The sequence below is a fragment of the Streptomyces cinnamoneus genome (genome assembly GCF_014650495.1).
GTDB lineage: Bacteria > Actinomycetota > Actinomycetes > Streptomycetales > Streptomycetaceae > Streptomyces > Streptomyces cinnamoneus.
On record NZ_BMVB01000006.1, the window covers coordinates 1 to 20,439 of the forward strand.

General features: G+C 73.7%; 17 protein-coding genes. 5 read left to right on the forward strand and 12 right to left on the reverse strand.

Annotated features, from left to right (window positions below):
• Positions 1-116 precede the first annotated feature (116 nt).
• Together IE182_RS10590 and IE182_RS10595 are read right to left on the reverse strand one after the other, a co-directional pair.
• Positions 117-1,604 carry a membrane-associated oxidoreductase gene (locus IE182_RS10590; protein WP_190109469.1) on the reverse strand — a complete coding sequence of 496 codons (1,488 nt, stop codon included), beginning with the start codon at positions 1,602-1,604 and terminating at the stop codon, positions 117-119.
• A 343-nt stretch (positions 1,605-1,947) separates the two neighbouring features.
• Positions 1,948-2,376: a PPOX class F420-dependent oxidoreductase gene (locus tag IE182_RS10595; RefSeq protein ID WP_190109470.1), complete on the reverse strand. Its 429-nt coding sequence runs from the start codon at positions 2,374-2,376 to the stop codon at positions 1,948-1,950.
• 126 nt (positions 2,377-2,502) lie between these two features.
• Between IE182_RS10595 and IE182_RS10600 the strand changes: the two genes are divergently transcribed.
• Entirely contained in the window at positions 2,503-2,904 is a 402-nt protein-coding gene (locus tag IE182_RS10600) for a winged helix-turn-helix transcriptional regulator (protein WP_190109471.1), read from the forward strand.
• A gap of 803 nt (positions 2,905-3,707) precedes the next feature.
• Here IE182_RS10600 and IE182_RS10605 read toward each other — a convergent pair.
• Positions 3,708-4,082, reverse strand: coding sequence for a peptidoglycan-binding domain-containing protein (locus IE182_RS10605; protein WP_190109472.1), 375 nt, complete (start codon positions 4,080-4,082; stop codon positions 3,708-3,710).
• A gap of 288 nt (positions 4,083-4,370) precedes the next feature.
• Here IE182_RS10605 and IE182_RS10610 point away from each other — a divergent pair, with 288 nt between their 5' ends.
• Positions 4,371-5,363 carry an ArsR/SmtB family transcription factor gene (locus tag IE182_RS10610; RefSeq protein ID WP_190109473.1) on the forward strand — a complete coding sequence of 331 codons (993 nt, stop codon included), beginning with the start codon at positions 4,371-4,373 and terminating at the stop codon, positions 5,361-5,363.
• 239 nt (positions 5,364-5,602) lie between these two features.
• Here the strand turns inward: IE182_RS10610 and IE182_RS10615 are convergent, their stop codons facing one another.
• The 4 genes from IE182_RS10615 to IE182_RS10630 all read right to left on the reverse strand — a co-directional run bounded on the left by IE182_RS10615 (position 5,603) and on the right by IE182_RS10630 (position 9,275).
• Positions 5,603-6,526 carry an aminoglycoside phosphotransferase family protein gene (locus IE182_RS10615; protein ID WP_190109474.1) on the reverse strand — a complete coding sequence of 308 codons (924 nt, stop codon included), beginning with the start codon at positions 6,524-6,526 and terminating at the stop codon, positions 5,603-5,605.
• 135 nt (positions 6,527-6,661) lie between these two features.
• Positions 6,662-7,570 (reverse strand): phytoene/squalene synthase family protein, encoded by a 909-nt coding sequence (locus IE182_RS10620; RefSeq protein ID WP_190109475.1) that lies wholly within the window; start codon positions 7,568-7,570, stop codon positions 6,662-6,664.
• An 84-nt stretch (positions 7,571-7,654) separates the two neighbouring features.
• Positions 7,655-8,254 (reverse strand): TIGR03086 family metal-binding protein, encoded by a 600-nt coding sequence (locus IE182_RS10625; RefSeq protein WP_190109476.1) that lies wholly within the window; start codon positions 8,252-8,254, stop codon positions 7,655-7,657.
• Positions 8,244-9,275 carry an SDR family oxidoreductase gene (locus tag IE182_RS10630; RefSeq protein WP_190109728.1) on the reverse strand — a complete coding sequence of 344 codons (1,032 nt, stop codon included), beginning with the start codon at positions 9,273-9,275 and terminating at the stop codon, positions 8,244-8,246. Before IE182_RS10630 ends, IE182_RS10625 begins: the two co-directional genes overlap by 11 nt.
• A 53-nt stretch (positions 9,276-9,328) precedes the next feature.
• Between IE182_RS10630 and IE182_RS10635 the strand changes: the two genes are divergently transcribed.
• Positions 9,329-10,810, forward strand: a complete 1,482-nt coding sequence (locus IE182_RS10635; RefSeq protein WP_190109477.1) for a bifunctional phosphatase PAP2/diacylglycerol kinase family protein — start codon at positions 9,329-9,331, stop codon at positions 10,808-10,810.
• Positions 10,811-11,043: 233 nt separating this feature from the next.
• Here IE182_RS10635 and IE182_RS10640 read toward each other — a convergent pair whose 3' ends face one another.
• The 3 genes from IE182_RS10640 to IE182_RS10650 all read right to left on the reverse strand — a co-directional run bounded on the left by IE182_RS10640 (position 11,044) and on the right by IE182_RS10650 (position 15,415).
• On the reverse strand, positions 11,044-13,407 hold the full coding sequence (locus IE182_RS10640) for an AMP-binding protein (protein ID WP_190109478.1): 2,364 nt from the start codon (positions 13,405-13,407) through the stop codon (positions 11,044-11,046).
• A 131-nt stretch (positions 13,408-13,538) separates the two neighbouring features.
• Complete coding sequence (locus tag IE182_RS10645; protein WP_190109479.1) at positions 13,539-14,264, reverse strand: DUF998 domain-containing protein; 726 nt, start codon at positions 14,262-14,264, stop codon at positions 13,539-13,541.
• Between the two features lie 11 nt (positions 14,265-14,275).
• The gene (locus IE182_RS10650) at positions 14,276-15,415 is read right to left on the reverse strand and encodes a DUF6777 domain-containing protein (RefSeq protein ID WP_229844722.1); all 1,140 of its coding nucleotides are present in this window, start codon (positions 15,413-15,415) and stop codon (positions 14,276-14,278) included.
• A 236-nt stretch (positions 15,416-15,651) separates the two neighbouring features.
• Here IE182_RS10650 and IE182_RS10655 point away from each other — a divergent pair, with 236 nt between their 5' ends.
• The gene (locus tag IE182_RS10655) at positions 15,652-16,971 is read left to right on the forward strand and encodes a streptophobe family protein (RefSeq protein WP_229844723.1); all 1,320 of its coding nucleotides are present in this window, start codon (positions 15,652-15,654) and stop codon (positions 16,969-16,971) included.
• A 37-nt stretch (positions 16,972-17,008) separates the two neighbouring features.
• On the opposite strand, the gene IE182_RS10660 is transcribed toward IE182_RS10655, so the two are convergent.
• Positions 17,009-18,124 carry an NADAR family protein gene (locus tag IE182_RS10660; RefSeq protein WP_190109480.1) on the reverse strand — a complete coding sequence of 372 codons (1,116 nt, stop codon included), beginning with the start codon at positions 18,122-18,124 and terminating at the stop codon, positions 17,009-17,011.
• 130 nt (positions 18,125-18,254) lie between these two features.
• Positions 18,255-19,103 carry a GNAT family N-acetyltransferase gene (locus IE182_RS10665; protein ID WP_229844724.1) on the reverse strand — a complete coding sequence of 283 codons (849 nt, stop codon included), beginning with the start codon at positions 19,101-19,103 and terminating at the stop codon, positions 18,255-18,257.
• A 202-nt stretch (positions 19,104-19,305) separates the two neighbouring features.
• On the opposite strand from IE182_RS10665, the gene IE182_RS10670 reads away from it, so the two are divergent.
• Positions 19,306-20,412: a hypothetical protein gene (locus IE182_RS10670; RefSeq protein ID WP_190109482.1), complete on the forward strand. Its 1,107-nt coding sequence runs from the start codon at positions 19,306-19,308 to the stop codon at positions 20,410-20,412.
• The last annotated feature ends 27 nt before the right edge of the window (positions 20,413-20,439 follow it).

Here is a 20,439-nt window from a genome sequence, read left to right on the forward strand (position 1 = left end):
ATCCATGCCCCCATCGTGCAGCGACACCGTTCCCGGTCACCCGACATTCTCCGCACCGCCTTTGTCGGGTAATCACCACGCCGGTTTATGCGGCTCCGTTCACAACGTGGCGTCGGTCACGGACTTCCTCCGGGGTTCGCGCCGCGGCTGGTGGTCCGGGTCACGCCGGCGAAGACCGTCGTGGCCAGCACCCAGCCGGCGACGATCAGGGCGTAGGAGAGCGTCTGGTACCAGCCTTGTGGGGCGAACGCGCTTTCCTGGCCGAAGGAGATCACCGGCAGCAGCAGGTCGAGCGTGAAGAACACGGGGTTGAAGTCGGGGGCCTCGTCCGGCTTGAGCGGGGGCGGGTGGTGCAGGCCGTAGACGACCGATCCGACGGCGAGCAGGGACAGCAGCCAGAAGCCCGCGAGCAGGGGGCGGAAGCCGTAGCCGACCGTGGCCTCCTGGAGGTGTCCCCACACACGGGCCTGCCAGGGGAGGGTGCGGCGGTGCCGGCGGATCTTGGCCAGCTGGACGACACGGGCGGCGTGGTCGTCGCCGACCCGCAGGAAGGCCCCGGTGAGCTGCTCGTAGCCGTGGGGCAGGTATCCCTCGCTCTCGCTGTGCAGCATGGGGAGGCGGCGCTCAGCAGACTCGTGCGGGGTGAGCGTGGTGTAGACGAGACCGTTGAGCATCACTTCGTCCGGCAGCACCTCCGGCTCCAGGAACAGCACCTCGATCTGGGTGCGTCGCAGGTTCAGGGCGCCTTCCATGGGGGGTGCCTTGCGCAGCCAGAGTTCGCCGATGGCGCAGCTGCTCGCGCGCAGCGCCGTGTCGCCGGGGTTCGAGAGGTGGGCGTACGACAGGTCGAGCCGTCCCGGGACGCGGGCGCCCCGGAGGCCGATCCAGCCCTGGACACGGATGTGTCGCATGAGGAGGTTGCTGCCCACGACGAGCGTCTCCGCGTCGAGGGCGGCACCCCCGGGGTTGCCGAGCCTCGCGCGGTCGAGGGTGGCCGATCCCGCGACCGAGGCGCCGCTGAGCCGCACTTCGCCGTGCGCGACCAGTCCGGGGGCCCACAGGTTGTCGCCGATGGTCGCGTGACCGAGGCGGAGCGCGGGCCACTCGGTGGTGTCCGGCGGGATGATCTCGCATGCGTCCATGAACAGCGCCCCGTCGATCCGCGCCCCGCCGAGCCGCACCGGCCCGCGGAACCGGCAGCCGGACAGGTGGACCATGCCTTCCACCTGCACGATGGCGGCCGCCAGACCGGGCAGGACGGAGCCGTTCAGGCTCAACTGGCGCAGCCTGGCGGCATAGAGGAGGGGCGTCTCCTCGAAGAAGCAGTCGCTCAGCCGCAGGGCGTGATCGATCGTCCCGTACGCAAGATCGAGGGTCCCGGTGATCCGGGCGCCCGCCAGTTTGAGGGCGGGTATCTCGCCCTCCTCCTGCGGACCGCTGAGGAGGAGGGTCCGCAGTACCTCGGCGCGGACGGTCCGCTCCTGGCCCCAGTCCGCGCCCTGTGCCGCGTCCTCGTCGTCGGCCGCACGGAGGTCGACGGAGATGCCCTTGGGGAAGGCGTGCCACACCCTCAGTTCGGCGGGGGAAAGATCATTTGTGTCCACCTGCCGGGACTCTGGCGCCACCGCGCATGGCTGTCAACACCTCCTTGCGTCAGAACATCGAGGTCCTGGGGGCGCCTTGTCGCAGCGGCCGGCCACAGACGCCCTTCTTCCACCTTCCGGACCACCACACGAGTCGCCGCCCATAGGTGCTCTCGCTCATGACCTGCGCAGCCGGTCCCGGATCCGCCGGAACGGGGCACACCGGGACTGCACCCGGCCTCCATCATCCGTACGCCCGTAGATGCCTGGCCCGCGTGTGGGCGGACTGAGCTTGTTCCGTGACCTCATCGGATCCCTCCGCCGAGTCCCCCTGACGGGACGCGTGATCGCCCGGGCAGGACCGCTACAGGGATATCGCGATGACCTTCTCCGCGGTGATCCGCACGATCAGCCGGACGACGTCGGCCGGCTCCGCCGGCGGGTCCTCGCCGAGATACCGCTGTGACAGCTCGCGCGGCAGCGCCTTGTCCGGGTCCGGCAGCAACTCGGCCGTTCCCCGTATTTCCACGGACCGGTACGGGTTCGCACGGTCGTAGACCGTCAGGCTGATCCGCGGGTCCCGGACGAGGTTTCGCGCCTTCTGCCTTCCTGCGGTCGTGGAGAAGACCACGGCGTCCCGCTGCCTCCCGACCCAGACGACGGACGTCTGCGGACCGCCGTCGGGATTCAACGTCGCCACCACGGCGAAGTTCCGCCCGTCGATCAGCTCCTTCACCGCCGCGTCGAGCGCCACCGGCGCGGGAAGCTCCTCCGTCTTCCGGGCGTTCTTCATTCGTCGTCCTTCGTTTCTCGGTGAGCGTGGGATCAGCGCGAGCGGCTGAGGCCGTCTCTCGCGGGGCACTGACGTGCACGCGCCCATCCTCGGAGGCCGCGCCACACAACGGAAGTAGGCACATTTATGTCACGCAAGAACACGTGCACGGCGGAAGAGGCTGCGGGCCGCGAGGTCTGTACCGTCCTCGATGTGCTCGGCAGGGTGAGCGGCAAATGGAGCCTCGGCGTCCTGAGCGAAACCACGCGTGGACCTGTCCGATTCGCCGAACTCGAACGTTCGCTGAACGGGATCAGCCGTCGGATCCTCACCCTGACGTTGCGGCAGCTCGAAGAGAACGGCCTCCTGATCCGCACGGTGTACCCCACGGTGCCGCCCAAGGTCGAGTACACCGCCACCGACGAGGCGCGCGAGCTCTACGCCCAGCTCACCGGTCTCACCACCTGGGCCGCACGCCACGCGACCGCGACCACCCAGACCGACCCCCTGTCGGACTCCGCTCACGATCGCCCGGACATGACCCGGTAATCACCGCACGTCAAAGCCCTCGCGATCGTCACGTCCGATGCATGACGCTTCGGCGCGGCTTCGGGCGCACCGGGCGGTGTGGAACCAGCCAGCCCGGGGGGCAACATGGCCTGAAGTGCCGGGCGCTCTGGAATTGCTGTGGGTCTACTCTCTGCTCATCAAATCCACAGCTGGGGGGTCACAGTGAGGATACGGCGCATCAGTACTGTTGTTGCTGCTGTTGCAGCAGTACTGATCCTGGAAGCCAGTCCGGCGAGTGCGGCAAGCATTTCCTGGTCGAGTTGCAGCGGTGGGCAGTGCGACTACGGGGCAGTAGCGAACAACGCCAACGGCACAAGCACGGCGACGGTTCTGGACGGAAGCGCCGACGGTCTGGGGGCAGGGCTTCAGATTCAGTTTTACAACACCGATAAGTCGTCGTACCTCGTAACTCTCAGAGGTAAGGGCTCGACTGCCAGTCAGTCATACCCGTCGACCATTCGGAGAGCGCGCATCTGCGACTACCTGGATTACGGCCCGGGTTACCACAACTGTGGCGGCTGGAAGAATTTCTGACCGGTCACACCCTCCCCTTGCTCCATGAGGTCGAGCGGCGATGGCTGGGACAGCTCGGTGGCGGCGGTGCGCATGGTTGCGGGACGTGCTCGACGGCCTTGCGGGCGGGGCGAGGGATAGCCGAAGTCGTCGTCGGAGCACAAGCCACCCTCAATCCGGCGCACCGCCCGTGCGCCGACGGCGGGCTGCCGACCTGACGGTCGGCAGCCCTGTGCCGGTGCCTCCCGTGCGGCTCGGCAGGGAAATCGTCAGGGGCAGCCGTTGCCGCGTAAGGCCCGCCAGGTGTTGGGGCCGATCTCGCCGTCGACCGTGAGGCGGTTGGAGCAGTACTTGCTGTCGTACTGGAAGCCGATGGTGGCATCGTGGGTGTCACGGCCGAAGTCGCCGTCGATGCCGGACGGGCCAACGCTGTAGCCCCAGTAGAGGAGCAGGCACTGAGCCTGCTTGACGGCCGGGCCGCCGGAGTCGCGGGCCATGGAAATGGTGGGGGTGGAGTTCGAGTAGTTGCAGCCGTGGACCCCGGCCGCGGTCGAAGCCGCGGCCATTGCGGGCGTGGCCGGCAGGGGGCCGGCAGCGAAGATGGCGGCTGTGGCAGCCGCTGCGGCACATGTTCGCAAGCGCATGATTCTCCCCTTGGGTGTGGTTGCAGGATCACGAGCGCTGCAAGGCTCGCGCAGGAGGCACCGTCGTCGGTAGCTGTGTGCAGCCACATGCACATTCCCTGGTCACAGGACTGGGGTTGGAGCCGTGAAGCCGTGGCCGACGTAATGGCACCGGTGGTCGGATCGCCCGGCCGAAAAGGGGCTGCTGGGCGAGGCAAGCGGTCTGCTACTTGTGGGCAGCCGATGTTCCGGATGCCTGCCCAGCCGACGGAATGAGTCCTTCGGGAGGCAGCCGGGGGGAGGAAGCGGATGCTACAAATTCACTTCACACCTGAGGACCTGGCCCGGACCCGTTTCGCTCCGGGACCGGATCCGATGTGGGAATTGGTGATCAGCCTGCACCGAATCCAGCGCCGCGACAGTTCGGTTCTGTTCGGGCCCTGGCGCAGACAGGTGATGCCCCGGATCCCGGTGGCCACCGGAATGATCTCGGCGCTCAGCCCACCGGTCGGCTACGGCTTCGATTTCCTGACCCCGCAGACCGGGGGAAGCCTGTCTGCACAAGCCGAGGCTCTGCGTGCCACGCCCCAATGGCGACTGCGGAACGATTTCGCCGCACACGGCATGCTGAACCCGCGGCGTCGGCTTCCCTCCTGGTCCAAGGACCTGTTCGACGGCCGCTCCAGCATTCTCACCACGATCGCAGACGCGGCCCTGGCATACTTCGCGGCCTGCCTCGAACCATACTGGCGGCACATCTGCAACGAGGTGCGGCATGACACGGCTCGGCGGGCGCGCGCCATGGTCAGCGGGGGCTGGAGCGAGGTATTCAGCAAACTGCATCCTTCAATGCGCTGGGACTATCCGGTCCTGAGCGTGGGCTATCCCGTCGATAAGGTAATGCGCCTCGAAGGCCGAGGACTGGTGTTACAGCCGTCCTTCTTCTGCCGGTACGGCCCCACTTCACTCGTCGACCCGGTCTTCGACCCAGTGCTGGTCTATCCGATCGAGCACCAGCCCGGCTGGGCCCTCGATGGGACGCGCGATCAGTGTCGCTCTCTGTCCGCACTCATCGGCCGTACCCGGTCGGACATTCTACGGGCGGTAGCCGACGGCATCTCCACCACGACGGACCTCGCCGTGGTCGCAGGTGTCACCCACCCCACCGCGAGCCGCCATCTCGCCGTGCTCGGTGAAGCCGCGCTGGTCATCAGCCACCGTCACCGGAACACCACACTGCACAGCATCACCGACTTGGGGACGGCCCTGCTCAACGGGGCACAGCCATGGCTGCCCGCCTGAATCGTCCGCCGTCTGGGGGTATCGACGGTCACCCGCCACTGGAAGGTGGCGTGCCGGCACCAGTGCTGCGGGCCGGTTGCTGTGCCTGCCGGGCCAGCGCACTCGCCCCCGGCAGCAGCAAGGAAGGTACGGAGCCGCCGTGACCACTCCGGGTCCTCGTACTCGTGGTACTCGTAGGCGTCCCGGGTCTCCCACCCATGCTCGGTCGAACATGTGCCTGGCGCACCGTCCGCAGCCTGTCAGCGGCCTGTGAGCGCCTCGGCGACCGCCGTCTGCGAGGGGGCGAGGGCCGTGGCTCCGTCCTCGACGTCCCAGAGGGAGTTCTGCAGCAGCCGGCCCAGGGTCCAGCCCGTCGCGCGGTCCCGGTCCAGGCCGAGGGTGTCGGTGAGCAGGTCGAAGCGGCGGCGCACCACGCGCAGGGGCTCGCCCGAGGCTGTCACGGTCTCCCAGCGGCTGTCCAGGGCGGGCCACAGGTCGAAGCCGGGGTCCCCGGCGAGGGGTTCGGGGTCGATGGCGAGCCAGGGTTCGCGCTCCGCGGACAGGACGTTGTCGTAGTGGAGGTCCCAGTGCAGCATCCGGTCCCCCGGCTCGTCGGCCAGTTCGGCCACCGCCGAGGCCCAGGAGCGCAGCAGCCGCCGGTCGGCCGGGTCGGTCAGCGCGGTGACGGCAGCGGGCACCTGTTCCAGCATCTCGTGGGCGACGTCCCCGAGCCGGCGCAGCTCCGCGGGGGCCCGGACGGAGGTGAGGCGGGCCAGCAGGCCGGCGAGGACGCCCATCGCGGTGTCGTCGTCCTCGACGGCGGCCAGCGTGCGGGAACCGTCCAGCCGTTCCAGCAGCATGGCGCTGCTGTCCGGATCGTGGTCGAGGAGCCGCACGACGCCGTCGCCGTTCCACACGCGCAGGCCGGTCAGCGCGGCGGTGCTTTCCTCCCGGGGCCTCTGGAGCTTCAGCACCGCGGGCGTCCCGTCCGGGTGCCGGACGGGCACCACCAGCGACGCCTCCCCGTGCCGTACGTCGCCGTCCGGCGTGAGGTCCCAGCGCTCCAGCAGGCCGGCGGCCAGCAAGGGCAGGCCGGCGACCCACTCCTTGCCTTCCTCACCGCTGTTCCTGATGCAGGCCGCGACGAAGGCCGGCGGTACCTCGACTCTTAAGGGTGCACTCATGGGCCCACATTCTTCACGGGACAGAGCGCACGGCAGGCGGCTGACGCGGTGGCGCCTCCCGCGCCGGAGGGGCCGGCGGGGAGGCGGCCGGCAGCGCGACCGAGAGGCCGGCGTCCCGCCGGCCCGTGCGGCCGGTCAGTGGCCACGGCGGCGGTATTCCCGGGCCAGGACGCCGAGGGCGGCGCGGGGAGCGGGGCGTGCCGGGCCGCGCAGCACGGCGGTGCTCTTCGCCAGCGCGGCGTCGTTGGTGAGCCCCTCCAGGGTGACGAACGCCCGGACGAACGCCCGGTGGGCGGGCGGGGCCAGCCGCGGCAGCGGGCGGCTGGCGAGAAGGTCCTCGCGGCTCTGCCTGAGAAGTCCCTGGAGGAGAGCGCGGGTTGCCGGGCTGTCGAGGCCCCGTTCGAGGCCGGTGCGGGAGACCTCGTACTGCTTCAGCGTCTCCTCGGGGAGGGTCAGGCGGCCGTGGCCGAGGTCCTCGGCCAGGTCGTTGACGAAGTCCAGTCGCTGACTGCCGTCGATGTAGGACCGGCACAGGGCACGGCTTTCCCGGGGATCCGCGTCGGGCGCCAGGATGAGGCACGCCACCACCATGAAGGCCGGAAGCGAGTACCCGTCCACGTACCGCTGGTAGGCCGCCTCGTCGGCGAAGCCCGTGAAGTCCCGGTCCAGCGGCGCTCCGGCGAGGAACCGCTCGACGTGCTCGCGCAGGCCCGGGTGGCGGGAGAGCGTGTGCACCAGCGGGCGCAGCACCGGGTGGCTGCTGTCCCCGCCGGTCAGCGCCGTGTGGACCTGCTCCTCCCAGGTGCTGAGCGGGTCGATGCCCGCGGCGTCGGAGGGCCTGGCTTCGGCCTGCACGTCGGTGTGGTGCATGAACGCGGTGGCGGCGATGACGTGCGGGACGATCGGTGGGGGCAGCAGCAGGCGCACGGCGAGGTAGGCGTTGCGCCGGTAGGCCGACACGGTCTTCCGCTGCTGCGTGTAGTCGTCGCGCAGCAGCGGCTCGTGGATGCCTGCTGCCGTCAGCGTCCTGCTCCACAGATGCACGGTGGCCGATCCCCCCACAGACGATGGTGACAGGCGAGCCTAACGCCGCCCGGTCACGGCGCGTCCGAGGGGGCCGCGCACGGGTCAGGGCCGGCGGCCGAGCTGGGCCAGGAGTTTCTCCCAGGCGCCGGCGTCGGGCGGCGGCTGCACCGGCTGCGCGAACAGGCCCGAGGACGCGAGGTTTGCGGCGTAGGGCTCGACCTCGTGGCGGGTGAAGTCGACGAGGGCCTTCGAGGGGTGTTCGTCGGCGCCGATCGCCCGGGAGAGGTCCCAGGCGTGCACGACCAGGTCGGCGATCATCTGTGCGCAGTAGGCGTGCGCGGCGGTGCGGCCGTAGGAGAGCTCCACCGTCCGGGTGAGGGCGCCGCGGGCGTGGAACGCCTCGCGGGCGGCGGCAGCGGCCTCGTCCCAGGCGGCGACGGGGTCCTCCCCCAGCCGGTCGCCGTCGAAGGCGTCGCCGACGTCGTCGATGCCCGCGCCGTCCAGCAGGGGCGGCACCCACAGCTGTTCGACGGCCAGGTGGTTGACCAGCTCGCGGACGTCCCAGTCGGTGCAGGGTGTGGGCGCGTGCCACTGGTCGGGGCGGATCGCGTGCACCCGGGCGGTGAAGAGGTCGAGCGCCTCGGCGTGCCGTTCGCGCAGGGTGCGCCGCCGGGCGTCGGTCGGGTCCTGGTCAGCGGTCATGGCAGCCGTGGTCCGTTCGCAGCCGGGCCGCCGCGAGGGCCGCGGCGGCGAGGGCGGCACCGGCGGCCAGGGTGCCCCGGTGCTGGGAGAGCCACGGCTGGGGGCCGTGGGCATGGGCCCGGTCGTCGAAGGTGCCGTGCGCACCGTAGTCGTGGCCGCCGGCGCCGTCGGCGGGGTGCCACAGGTTCACCGGGGGCAGCGGTCCCTGCGGTTCGTCGGTCTGCTGGGACGCGAAGGCGGTGCGGGCGAGGTAGCGGTCGAGCAGGCCGGGGGCGACGGCGTTGGCGAGGAGGGTGGCGACGGTGCTGCCGCCCACCCAGTACTCGCGGCGCCGCGGGTGGGCGGCGGCGTGGACGATGGCGCGGGCGGCGAGCTCGGGCTCGTAGACGGGCGCCACGGGCTGGGGGCGGCGCGGCATCCGGGAGAGCACCCAGGTGAACTGCGGGGTGTTCAGGGCGGGCAGCTGCACCATGGTCGTGCGGACCTTGCTGCGCTGGTGGAGCAGCTCGCAGCGCAGGGCCTCGTTCCAGCCCTGGATGGCGTGCTTGGCGCCGCAGTAGGCGGACTGCAGGGGGATGCCGCGGTAGGCGAGGGCCGAGCCGACCTGGACGATCGTGCCGTGGTCGCGGGGCAGCATGCGGGTCAGGGCGGCGTGGGTGCCGTACACGTAGCCCAGATAGGTCACTTCGGTGACCCGCCGGAACTCGTCGGGCTCGATCTCGACGAACGGGGCGAAGACGCCCGTGAAGGCGTTGTTGACCCAGACGTCCACCGGGCCGAACGTCTCCTCGATCCGGTCGGCGGCCTCCGTGACCGCCCGGTGGTCGGCGACGTCCACGCTCAGCGCCAGCGCCTCGCCGCCGCGTTCGCGTACGTCCGCGGCGGCCGCGTCCAGTCCCTTGCGGCCGCGGGCCAGCAGCGCGACGCAGGCACCGCGGGACGCGAACGCCCGGGCGGTGGCGCGGCCCACGCCGCCGCTCGCCCCGGTCACCACCACGACGGAGGGCTTGTTTCTCTTCATCACCGCCGCCGGGTACCCGCATCGCCCCGGGATAAACGGGGTACACGTCGCGCATGCGAAGCAAGTTGAGTGCATGGGACCGGTCCGTCTTCCAGCGGGTCGCCGAGCGCCACTGGCCGGGCGGCGACCGCGTGCTGCCCGCGCTGTCGCACAGCGCCAACCACGGTGTGCTGTGGTTCGCCGTGGCTGCGGGGGCCGCGGTGGCCGGCAGAAGGCCCGCGCGGCGCGCGGCGCTGCGCGGGATGGCGTCGCTGGCCGTCGCGTCCGCAACGGTCAACACCATCGGCAAACGGTCGGTGCGGCGCAGCCGCCCGCTGCAGGACGCCGTGCCGCTGGTGCGCCGACTGAGCCGGCAGCCGTTCACCACGTCCTTCCCTTCCGGGCACTCGGCGTCGGCGGTCGCCTTCACCACCGGCGTCATGCTGGAGAACCGCTCGTGGGGCCTGGCCCTGGCGCCGCTGGCGGCCGCCGTGTGCTTCTCCCGCGTCTACACCGGCGTCCACTATCCGGGTGACGTGGTGGCCGGGGCGCTTCTCGGCGCCGGGGCGGCCTTCGCCGTGCGCGGCGTGGCCCCCACCCGTTCCCAGCTCGCTCCCCCGGCCCGGCCCCGCGCCGACGCCCCGGCGCTGCCCGGCGGCCGGGGCCTGGTCGTGGTGGCCAACGGCGGCTCCGGGCAGCGCGCCGCGGCCGCGGCCCGGCCGGATCCGGTGGAGCTCCTCCGCTCGGCCCTGCCGCACGCGGAGATCGTGTCGTGGGGCGGGGACGCCGACGAAACCCGGCGCCCGCTGTCCGCGGCCCTGGAGGAGGCGGCGGCCCGCGCGGCCGAGCTGGGCGGCGCGCTGGGGGTGCACGGCGGGGACGGCACGGTGAACGCGGCGGCGGGCGCCGCCCTGCGGCACGGCCTGCCGCTGGCCGTCCTGCCCGGCGGCACCCACAACCACTTCGCCTACGACCTGGGCATCGAGTCCGTCGCCGACGCCTGCCGGGCCATGGAGGCCGGGGAGGCGGTGGCGGTGGACGTGACGCGGTTCGGCCGGAACGGCTGCTTCCTCAACACCTTCAGCCTCGGCGCCTACCCCGAGCTGGTGCGGGTCCGCGAGCGCTGGGCGCCGCGGATCGGCACCTGGCCGGCCGGTCTGCTCGCCGCGGTCCACATCCTGCGCACGGCCCGGCCGGTCCGGCTGCGCGTCGACGGCCGCGAGCGGCGGCTGTGGATGCTCTTCGCCGGCAACTGCACGTACCACGGGCTGGGGCTGGCGCCCGTGCGCCGGCATGACCTGGCCGACGGGGTGCTGGACGTGCGCCTGGTGCACGGCGGCAGGCTGGCCCGCACCCGGCTGCTGGCGGCCGCCCTGACGGGGGGCCTGCGGCACTCGCCGGTACTGCGGACGGCACGGGTGCGGAAGCTGCACATCGGCGCGGTCGGCCAGGGCACGCACCTGGCGTACGACGGGGAGGTGGCGCCGGCGCCGGAGGAGCTGACGCTGACGAAGGTGAACGAGGCGCTGGTGGTCTACCGGGTGCCGGACGAGTGAGGGGGCGGGGGCCGGACCAGGGCGTGTCCGATGGGTCGGTGCGGGCCCCGCGGCGTCTGGTGCTGGGGGCACCTCCCAGCGGTAGCTGGGGGAGCGTCGCAAGGCGGAGCATCTCCCGCGTACTGGGCGTACTCGGGTGATGCGACAACGCGGCGAGGTGCCGTGCCTGGGGGCACCTCCCAGCGGTAGCTGGGGGAGCGTCGTGGGGTCTGTGCTGACCCATCGGACACGCCCTAGGCGCCGGTCCCCTCCGTCGCCAGGGTGGCGATCGCCTCGGTGTAGAGCTCCGCGACGGCCTCCAGCCGCTCGTCGTCGGCGCGTCGTTCGTCCGCCTCCAGTTCCAGGGTCAGCAGCCGGGTGAAGGGGTCCTGGACGAACTCCACCCGCAGGGCGGCGCCGGTGCGGACGCGGGTCTTGGCGTCCAGCAGATGGAGCTCGGTGGCCGCCACCAGCTCCTCGAAGCCGCGCGACCGGGTGCAGGCGACGGTGATGTCGGTCGGCTCGCGGACCCCGGCGAGGCGTCCCAGCGCCGCGTAGGGGAAGCAGCGGAAACCTTCCAGGGCACGCTCCTTGTCCTGGACGGCGCGGATCAGCTCGCCCCAGCCGCGGCCGCGGGTGCGCAGCCGGTGGGGCACCACGTTCAGCTGGACGCCGACCGGCCGGCCGGCGCCGCCGCCCGCGTCGCGCCCGTCGGTCTCGACGCCCAGCACCACCTCGTCACGGCCCGTCAGGGCGGTCAGCACCCGGGCGTGCACGGCGAGCAGCACCTGGTCGAGGGTGGCGCCGTGGGCGCGCGCGACCTCGTCCAGCGCCTCCGACTCCCCGGGCGGGAGGTCGACGACACACAGGCCCGCCGGCTCCTCGCCGGTGCCCGCGGGCCCCGCGGCCGGCCAGGGCAGGAGCGTGGGCTGCAGCCCGGCCAGCTCGTGGGACCAGAACGCGGCGGTCCGGGGGTCGTTGCGCGCGCGCCGCTCCCGGGCGACCGTGTCGGCCGGCCGGTGGGCGGGTGGCTCGGCGGCCGGTTTGCCGCGGCCGCCCCGCAGGGCCCAGAAGTCCGCCAGGATCTCGGTGATCAGCACCTGCTCGCTCCACCCGTCGAGCAGGGCCTCGTGGAAGCCGACGGAGAAGAGGAACTCCCCGTCGTCCAGGAGGTACGCGGCGCAGCGCATCAGCGGCGGCGCCGACCGGTCGAAGGGTGCGGTGCGCTCGCGTTCCGCCTGGGCCGCGACCTCCGCGGCCCGGTCGCCGGGACACAGTCCGCGCAGGTCCCGCACGCTCACCGGGGCGGTCGCCGTGCGGTGCAGCAGTTGCAGCGGCTCGGTGCGGCCAGCGAAGCGGAAGGACGTCCGCAGGATGTCGTGCCGGGCGACGGCGCGCGCGACGGCACGGGTGAGGGCGTCGTGGTCGTAGGCGGCCCGCAGCCGGAAGATGAACAGGTCGCAGACCGGGTCCGTGGCCGCGCGGTAGGCGCTGCGCAGGAACAGGCGCGCCTGCACGTCGCCGACGGGGTAGGCATCCTCGATGCCGCCGGCCGCCGTCAGCCGTTCGCGGTCCTCGGTGCCGAGCAGGGCGAAGGGCGCACTGCCCGGGGCCTGTGCCGCGGCGTCGTCGAGGGTGACGAGCCGCGGGGCGGCCTCGCCGTACGCGGCCCGCCAGGGGGCGAGGTCGCCGTCACGAGGGTGCCCTCCGTCGAGGACCACGCACCTGAGCGGCAGGCGGCGGCCGCCGGTCCGGGCGTCCTCGGCCAGCAGCCGGCGGAGGGCGGCGGGGCTCTGGTGCAGGACGGTCACCCGCTCGTTGCGCAGCAGGGCGAGCAGGGCCCGGGGGTCCTCGGCGGTGCGCCGCGGCACGACGACCGCGCAGCCGCCGTACAGCAGTGCTCCCCACATCTCCCGTACGAAGGCGTCGAGGGCGACGGAGTGGGACAGCGCCCACACGTCCTCGCTGCCGAAGCCGTGGCGGATCCCGGCGCCGGCGAAGAGCTCCAGGACGCTGCCGTGCGAGAGCTGCACGGGCCGGGCCCGGCCGGCGGCGCCGGGCGGGAAGAGCGTGTACGCGGGGGTGTCCCGGCCGGGGACGGCGTCCGGGCCGGGCGGGGGAACCGCGTCCGGGCCGGGCCGGTGGTCGGCGGGCGGGCCGGACGGGAAGCCCGGGTACGGACCGGGCCGGAAGCCGGCGTCCGGGCCGGGCGGGAGGTCCGCGTCGGTGCGGAGCACCGCGGGGCCGCCCGGCAGCCGGGTGGCCGGCTCGCCCGCCGTGATGACCACCGACGGCCGGGCGGCCTGGAGGAGGGGCTCCAGCCGGTCCCGGGGCGTCGCCGGGTCCAGGGGGATGCAGGGCGCACCCGTGCGCAGGACCGCCAGGGCCGCGGCGACCATGTCCGCCGACCGCTCCAGCAGGACGCCCACCGGGCGCCGCGGCCCCGGCCGGTGGGCCCGCAGCGCCGCCGCCATCGCCTCGGCCCTGGCGTCCAGTTGGCGGTACGTCAGGGAACGCAGTCCGTCCCGCACCGCGACGCGCCCGGGCAGGGCCCGGACCGAGGCCGCGAAGCCCTCGGCCAGGCTGCCCACGGCGGCCGGGGCTCCGGTGGGCGTCACACCATGCTCCTTCAACCCCTCGACCTCCGGGAGTCCGGGCGTCGCCGCCCGGTCGGTGCGGAGGACGGCGCCGTACGTTCATGCGCACTCGCGCGAAACGTACCGCTGACGGCGGGGGCCGGGGAGTGACTTCACACACGCGACCGGGCGGGGTCCGCCGGCCCGGGGGCCCGGAGCCGGCGTGCGCCGCTGCGCAACGCCGCGGCGAGCAGCACGAACCACACGCCCACGAGCAGCAGATGGGCCCGCTGGGTCAGCCCGTGCCAGCCCGGCCGCCCGAACAGCGGCCCGACCGTGGACAGCGCCGTCAGCAGGGCGCTGCCCAGCACCCAGGGGCCCCAGCGGCGCAGCAGCGGGGATCCGGGACGGCCGGTGGCGGCCGCGGCGACGAGCAGAGCCATCGAGGCGAACAGGGCGGCGTGCACCAGGGCGCTGGTCGTGGTGTGCCAGGGGTTGACGGCCTCGCAGGGGCTCTCCACCGACGGTGCGCAGCGCATGGGCACGACGACGTCGGCGACGGAGGAGGCGCCGAAGGCGACGAGCGACCACCAGCCGGCCGCCTCCAGCCGGCCGGGCGCCGGTCCGCGCGCCAGCAGGGCGCCCGTGACGACGAGGACCGCCGCGACGACCTCGATGCTGCCGAAGAGGCCGTGGTAGCGCTGGTCGGCGGCGTAGAGCTCGCTGACGTAGGAGTGGCGCGCGTCCAGTCCGGTGGGCAGGAGGAACTCCAGCACCCAGTCGTTGTAGACGACCGCCGCCGTGGTCAGCAGCAAGGGGGCCCACACGGCGCGCGGGCCGGCCGCACGGCCCGGGCCGGGGCCGGCGGCGGTCCGCGGGAGGGTGGAGGGTTCGTGCATCGGCGCGGTCTTCAGTTCGGGCGGACGGCGGGGGCTCCGTACGCCGGGGAGGAGACCGCGGGGTGCGGCGACGAGGGGGGCACGGACGACGGCGACGGCGTGGCCGACTTCGACGGCCCGGTGCTGCCGGATGTGGTGGGGCCGGGGGGCACGCCGTCCTTGGGCGGGGTCACCGGCTGGTCCTCGTCGCCGTTGCTGCCGGAGGGGCGCTCGAACCACTGGCGGTTCTCGGTGTCGTAGAGGACCAGGGAGGCGAGGTCGGAATCCGCCGAGTCGACGGCGACCAGTTCGGAGGGCCGGTAGGAGGGCCAGCTGTCGCCCTTGGCCTTGAGGGTGCCCTTCACGGCGACCGGCGCCTTCAGCGGGTTGCCGCACGCGCAGCGCACCCGGGGCACGCCCCGCTCGTCGACGAGCACGGCCGTGCCGGCCTGCAGGACGGACTGGAAGCTGGTGGGGGAACCGTCGTGGTAACCGTGGTTGGTCACGCGGGTGTCGGCGCGCAGCGCCACGGGCGTCAGGCCGCGCAGGAAGCCGGCGAGGGTGCCCTGGGGGATGCCGGCCGCTCCCTCGAAGGCGCGGGCCTTGGCCTTGTCCTGGTTGAGGAAGCCGATCTGGCGTTCGACGTCGCAGCTGGCGTAGTTGCGGGTGCCGCCGTAGAGGCCGGGCTTGGAGCCGGGGACGGTACGGACGCCGCCGCCCGTTGCCGGCGGGACGGCGGGGGCCGCACTCGCCTCGCTGCCGTAGCCCCGGGCCGTCGACTTGGTGAAGGGGTCGCGGCCGTCGGCGGACGCCGACTGCAGGAAGACCTCGCCGGTGCCGCCGCTCTGGCGGAAGAAGTAGACGGCCAGGGCCGCGGCGACGACCACGGCGCCCGAGACGAGGACGGCCCGCGAGCGCCACCAGGGCGGCCGGGGGCGGCCGCCGGGGCCTTCACCGCGCGGGCCTTCGGATCCGCCGCCCCCGCCACCGCCGCGGCGCGGCGGCTCGGTGCCGGACCGGCCGCCGGAGGGACCGCCGGACGTGTCCGAGGGCTGTGCCCCCCAGTCGGTCCGGGTCGGCTCGTGGTCGCCGGACGACGGTGTGCCCCGTCCGGGCAGGGGGCCGGGCGGTGGACCGGTGGGGCGAGGTTCTGACGGCGGTTCGGACGACACGGCCCTTCTCCTACGCTTGATTCATCCCTTTTTACCGCCCCTGGGCACATTGTGTGCCGCAAACCCGCCCGCCCCGCAAGCGGGCGCACGGGTCGCATGCCGCCGCGTTGCGCCCCCGCGCCACCCCGCAGGCCGCGATTCCCCCGGCCGCCCGCGCGGACGGGTGGCACGGCGGCAACGGGCTTACGTTGGGCTGAACCGCCACACCGGCCACCGTCGACACGTCCGGAGACAGCGTGAGTCACCCACCGCCGCCCAGCCGCCCGGCCCCGGAGCGCGCGCCCGGCACCGGGGCCCTGTCCCACGAACTGCGGGTGTGGTGGGACGCGCTGGCGGCGGTGGCCGCCGGGATCGTCGCCATGATCGTCGTCGCCGTGCTCGGCCTGTGGGCCGCGGGCGCGGACGCGCTGCCGTCCGGCGCGTTCCCGGCCGTGGTGGCCGCCACCGTGGTCACGGCGGTCGGCGGCACGGTCGAGGTCTCGGGGGGCGCGGGCTTCGTGGGCCGCACGAGCGGCGGCCTGGTCGTCGTGCCGCTGTCGGTGACCCTCGCCGGAGCCGTGGCCGTCGCCGTGCTCTTCCTGCTCCCCCTGCGCCACCGCGCGGTGGCCGGCGGGACCGAACTCCTGGGCAGGGTCGCGCGTACGGCCGTGCTGTGGCTGCTCGCGGTCCTGATCGTCGCGCTCGCGGCCCGGCACACGTTCCGCATCTCGCTGGGCGAGGACTTCATCGACGAACTCGGGGAGGCCCTGGGCGCCACGCCCACCGTGGGCTTCCGCGCGGCCGTGGGTCCGACCCTCGGCTACGCACTGCTGTGGCTGCTGGTGTTGCTGGCCATCGCCACCGCGGTGTCCCGCAAGACACCGCTGCCCTCACGGCTGCTGCGCTTCCAGGACTCGGTCCGTCCGGCGGCCTTCGCGATGCTCGTGGTCCTGTTCGCCTACGTGGCCATCGGCCTGATCGTGGGCGTGGCCGTGGCACTGTCCCGCGGGCACGCCGACCGGACGGTGGCCGTCCTGCTGCTGGGCCTGCCCAACCTCGCCTGGATGGGTCTGGGCATCGGGCTCGGCGGCGCCTGGGAGGGGCAGGTGCCGGCCGCCGACATCGGCCTGCCGGTGCCCAAGCCGCTGGCGGCCGTCCTCCGGGAGAACGACGGCGGCCCCGCCACCTTGGACCTGGCCTCCCTCTCCGCCCACGACGGCCGGGCCTGGCTGCTGGTGCTGCTGGCCGTGCTGGCCCTGCTTGCAGCCGGGTTCGTGACGGCCGTGCGCTCACCCGCCGACCGGCGGCACTGGCAGCACGCCCTGCAACTCGCCGTGGCGGCGGCGCTGACCCTGCTGGTGATCGGACTGCTCACCCACGTCGAGGCCCGCTTCGGCCTGTCCCTGCTGGGCATCGGCGACCTGGGCGACGACTTCGGCGGCGAGGTCACCCTCCAGGCGCAGTTGCCGCGCCTGGTGGGTCTGGGCGCACTGGGGGGCTTCCTCGCCGGCTTCCTGGGCAGCCTGGCCGCCTCACGGGTACGCCGCCGGGGCGAGGTGGACGCCCCGCCCGCGTGAGGCGTCCGGGCACACCGCGCCCGGGGGGGCGGTGAGATCACCCGATTCCGGCCCGCCGGGCGTGGAGTTCGGAGCGGACGAGTTCCAGGAGGCGGCCGGTCCAGTTGCGGCCGCGCCCGGCGTTGTCCCCCCAGAAGGGCGAGCCGGCCTCGTCGTAGATCAAGGTCGCGTCGTCGGTGCCCAGCAGGATCTCCGCCAGGTCGGGGTGCTGGGTGTACTTGGCGCGCAGGAGCGCGGTCATGACGGCGGTGCGGAGGTGTTCCCAGTCGGCACGGCGGGGGGTGTCACCGGCGAGCGTGCGGGCGGCGTGCAGGGTGTCCGCCGCCGCGATGGCGGCCCTCGCCCCCGGATCCGCGGCCGACAGGGCCCAGTAGGCATGGGCGACGGAAGGGTAGGTGGCACCGTCGACGGTGATGGCGGCCGGGTAGTCGTTGCGAAGCCCCACCGTGCCCGGGTCGTCCTGCCGCTCGCACGGGTACGAGTGGTGCAGCTTGACCGCCGGCGAGTGGGGCGTCGCCGGGCCGTCCGCCGGGACCCGCGAGGGCGCTTCGGCGGCCCAGCGGGCCCGCTCCTCGAAGTAGGCGAGGGCATCGTCGTACGCGGCCTCGGTGACGCGCCTGCCGGGCAGGCCCGCCATCTCGCCGCCCGGGCCGGCCAGCAGCACCTGGAGCGGCCAGTCCTTGCGGTCCATGTCCCCGAGCGCGTAGTGCCGCCGGGTCTCGGGGATCGCGAGGTAGGCGGCGCGTGCGGCGGCCCGGTTCTCCTCGGTCCGGTCGGCGAGGAACACGTCGACGGCGGCCAGGCAGCGGCCGGTCGTATCGGGGCGGCCGTTCAGCTCGTCGATGGTGTCCCGCACCTCGGCGACCAGCAGCTCGGGGGTGAGAGTCGTGTACGGATCCCCGAACGTCCATCCGCCCAGTTCGTGGACGGACGCCTCGGCACCCTCCGGGAGGGTGGTGGCCACCCGCCCGCGGCGGACCTTCTCCTCGAACTCGTCGATGGTGACGAGGCCCCAGCAGTCGATGAGCCCGTCGGCGTAGATGAAGAGGTCCGTGAAGTAGTACCTTCCGCCGTTGCAGAGGAAGGCGGGGCGCCAGGTGCCGGGTATGCGGACGCCGTCCGCTCGTCGGTGAGTGATCCGGTTGCCGATCATCGGCTCATTCTGCCGGACCCCGCCCGGCCGGCGGCGCGGCGCGCGGGCGCGGCCCCGGACGCGGGCGCGGCCCCGGACGCGGGCGCGGCCCCGGACGCGGGCGCGGCCCCGGACGCGGGCGCGGGCGCGCCTACTCCGCCGGTTCCGCGATCAGGGCCGTGGCGACGCGGCGGAAGCCGGCCCGGGCGTAGATGCGGGCCGTGGGTTCGTCGCCCGCCGACAGGAAGACGGTGGTGACCCCGCGCGCCCGTGCGTCCGCCACCAGGGCCGCCGTGACCGCGAGGCCGAGGCCGCGGCGGCGTGCGGCGGGCAGTGTGCCGATGCCGACGACCTCGCTCACCCGGCCCACCGGCTGGTGCTGGCCGGCGCACAGGGGGGTGCCGTTCTCCGTGGCGACCGCGAGGGCCGTCAGGCCGGCGCGGAGACGGGAGGCGATCTGATCGACCGTGCCGTCGTCGGTGAGGGCCCGTTCCGTCGCCGCGAGGGCCTCCGGGCCCGCGCTGCCGACGCCCGTACCGGGCTCGCCGAAGGCGATGAACGGCGTGGCGACCGCGCCCGCCAGGCCCGCGTCGTCCGGCCCCACCATGCGCACCGACACTCCGTCACCGACGGCCGGGGCGAGCGCCGGTGCGTTCGCGTCCAGCACCATCAGGGGGTGTTCGTGCACCACGAGACCCGCCTCCTCGGCGGCCGGGCGCAGCGCCGGGGTGGTCTCGGCGACCCATTCGAAGCTCTCGGGCAGTCCCAGCTCGCGCTGGCGGGCCCGTACCCGGTGGACGTCGGCGGCGGTCACCGCCGGGCCCTGCCGGCCCAGGACCGGGCGGCCGTAGAAGGGCCAGCCGTGGCCTTCCCGGACGAAGAGGGTCAGCGGCCCGAAGTCCTCGGCCCGCGCCACGCTGCGCGGTACCGCGTCGTAGTACTCCTCCAGCCGGTCGAGGAGTGCCCGGTCGCTGTGTTGACGATGATCTGCACGTGTCACGGACGGCATCCAACACGGCCCACCGCCGTGCGGCCAGTCAATAAATCCGTCAGCCGTCCGGGGGCCTTCCCGGCGGGGACACGGGTGCCCGCGAAATTCATGGGATTTCCGTGCCCCGTGGGGAACCATCAGCTGTGGAAGGCGCTCTCTCGGAGCAGAGGCGTACGGATGTGCGGGACCAACCCATAGGTGGGGGCGGTAAATGACGCGATATGTCGCAGAGCAGCGGTCGTCGAAGGCGCGGAGGGCCGCCGCGAGAACGGCCGCCGCCCTGGCTGCCGGGCTGGCGCTCACCGTGGGCGCGGCGGCGCCCGGACAGGCCGCGGGGAGCGGGACGGCGTCGGACGGCGCCCGGGCGCAGTCCGGTTGCGACACCCCCGTCGCGGGCGGCGCCTCCCCGGCGGCCGTCGCGACGGCGTCCGACGCACCACCGGCGCTCGCGCCGGCCGGCACCGGGACCGCCGCTCAGAAGATCTCCTACGGCGTCGACTCCCAGCTGCCCATCGGCTTGTGGTCGTCCTCGAACGTCACGCTGCGCACGCCCGTCACCAAGGGGACGGTGCGACTGGACGTCAGCAGCCGGGGCTTCAGCACCGCCTCGCTCGTGGTGCAGCGCTACGACACGGGCACCCGCCGCTGGGTCGACCTGGACGTGAAGCCGGGCAGCGGCAGCTGGCCCACCCGGGGCGTGTTCACCTTCCCCGTCACGGCCAAGGGCGCCGACGCCCGGCACTCCCACACCGTCGCCCTGCGCCTGCAGGACCTGGACCGTCCGGGCACGCTCACCGTCGCCGCCTCCGTGGACGACGGCCGCGGCCACACCTACCGGGCCCCCGCCCGCAGCACGACCGCGACGCGCCCGGAGGTCACCGTCGGCGGCTGGCAGCGCTCCACCACCCTGGAGCGCGGCGGGGCGTCGCGCGCGCTCACGGTGACGGTGAAGAACACCACCAACCGCGCCTACCCGCAGCTGCGCGCCTCCTACTTCGCCTACGGCGCCGGCGCGAGCCGCGCCCTGACCCCCAAGGACCTCAAGCTGCGGCAGTACCGTCCCGGCGCCGGCTGGGCGGAGGTCCCCCTGGTCGCGGGCGGCTGCGACCCCGGCATGAGCGCCACGCTGCGCCCGGCGGCCACGGGGCCGCTCGCCCCGGGCGCCACCGCCGTCTACCGGCTGACCGTGGGCGTGGGCCGCTCGGCCCCGCGCGAGGTGGCCCACGCGGACGCCGGGGTCTCGGTGGGCAACGGCGACATGACCTTCTTCTCCCGCGAACTTCCGTTCGCCATCAAGGGACAGAAGCAGGGACGCTAGCCCGCGCCCGGCCGCACCCCTCGTCGC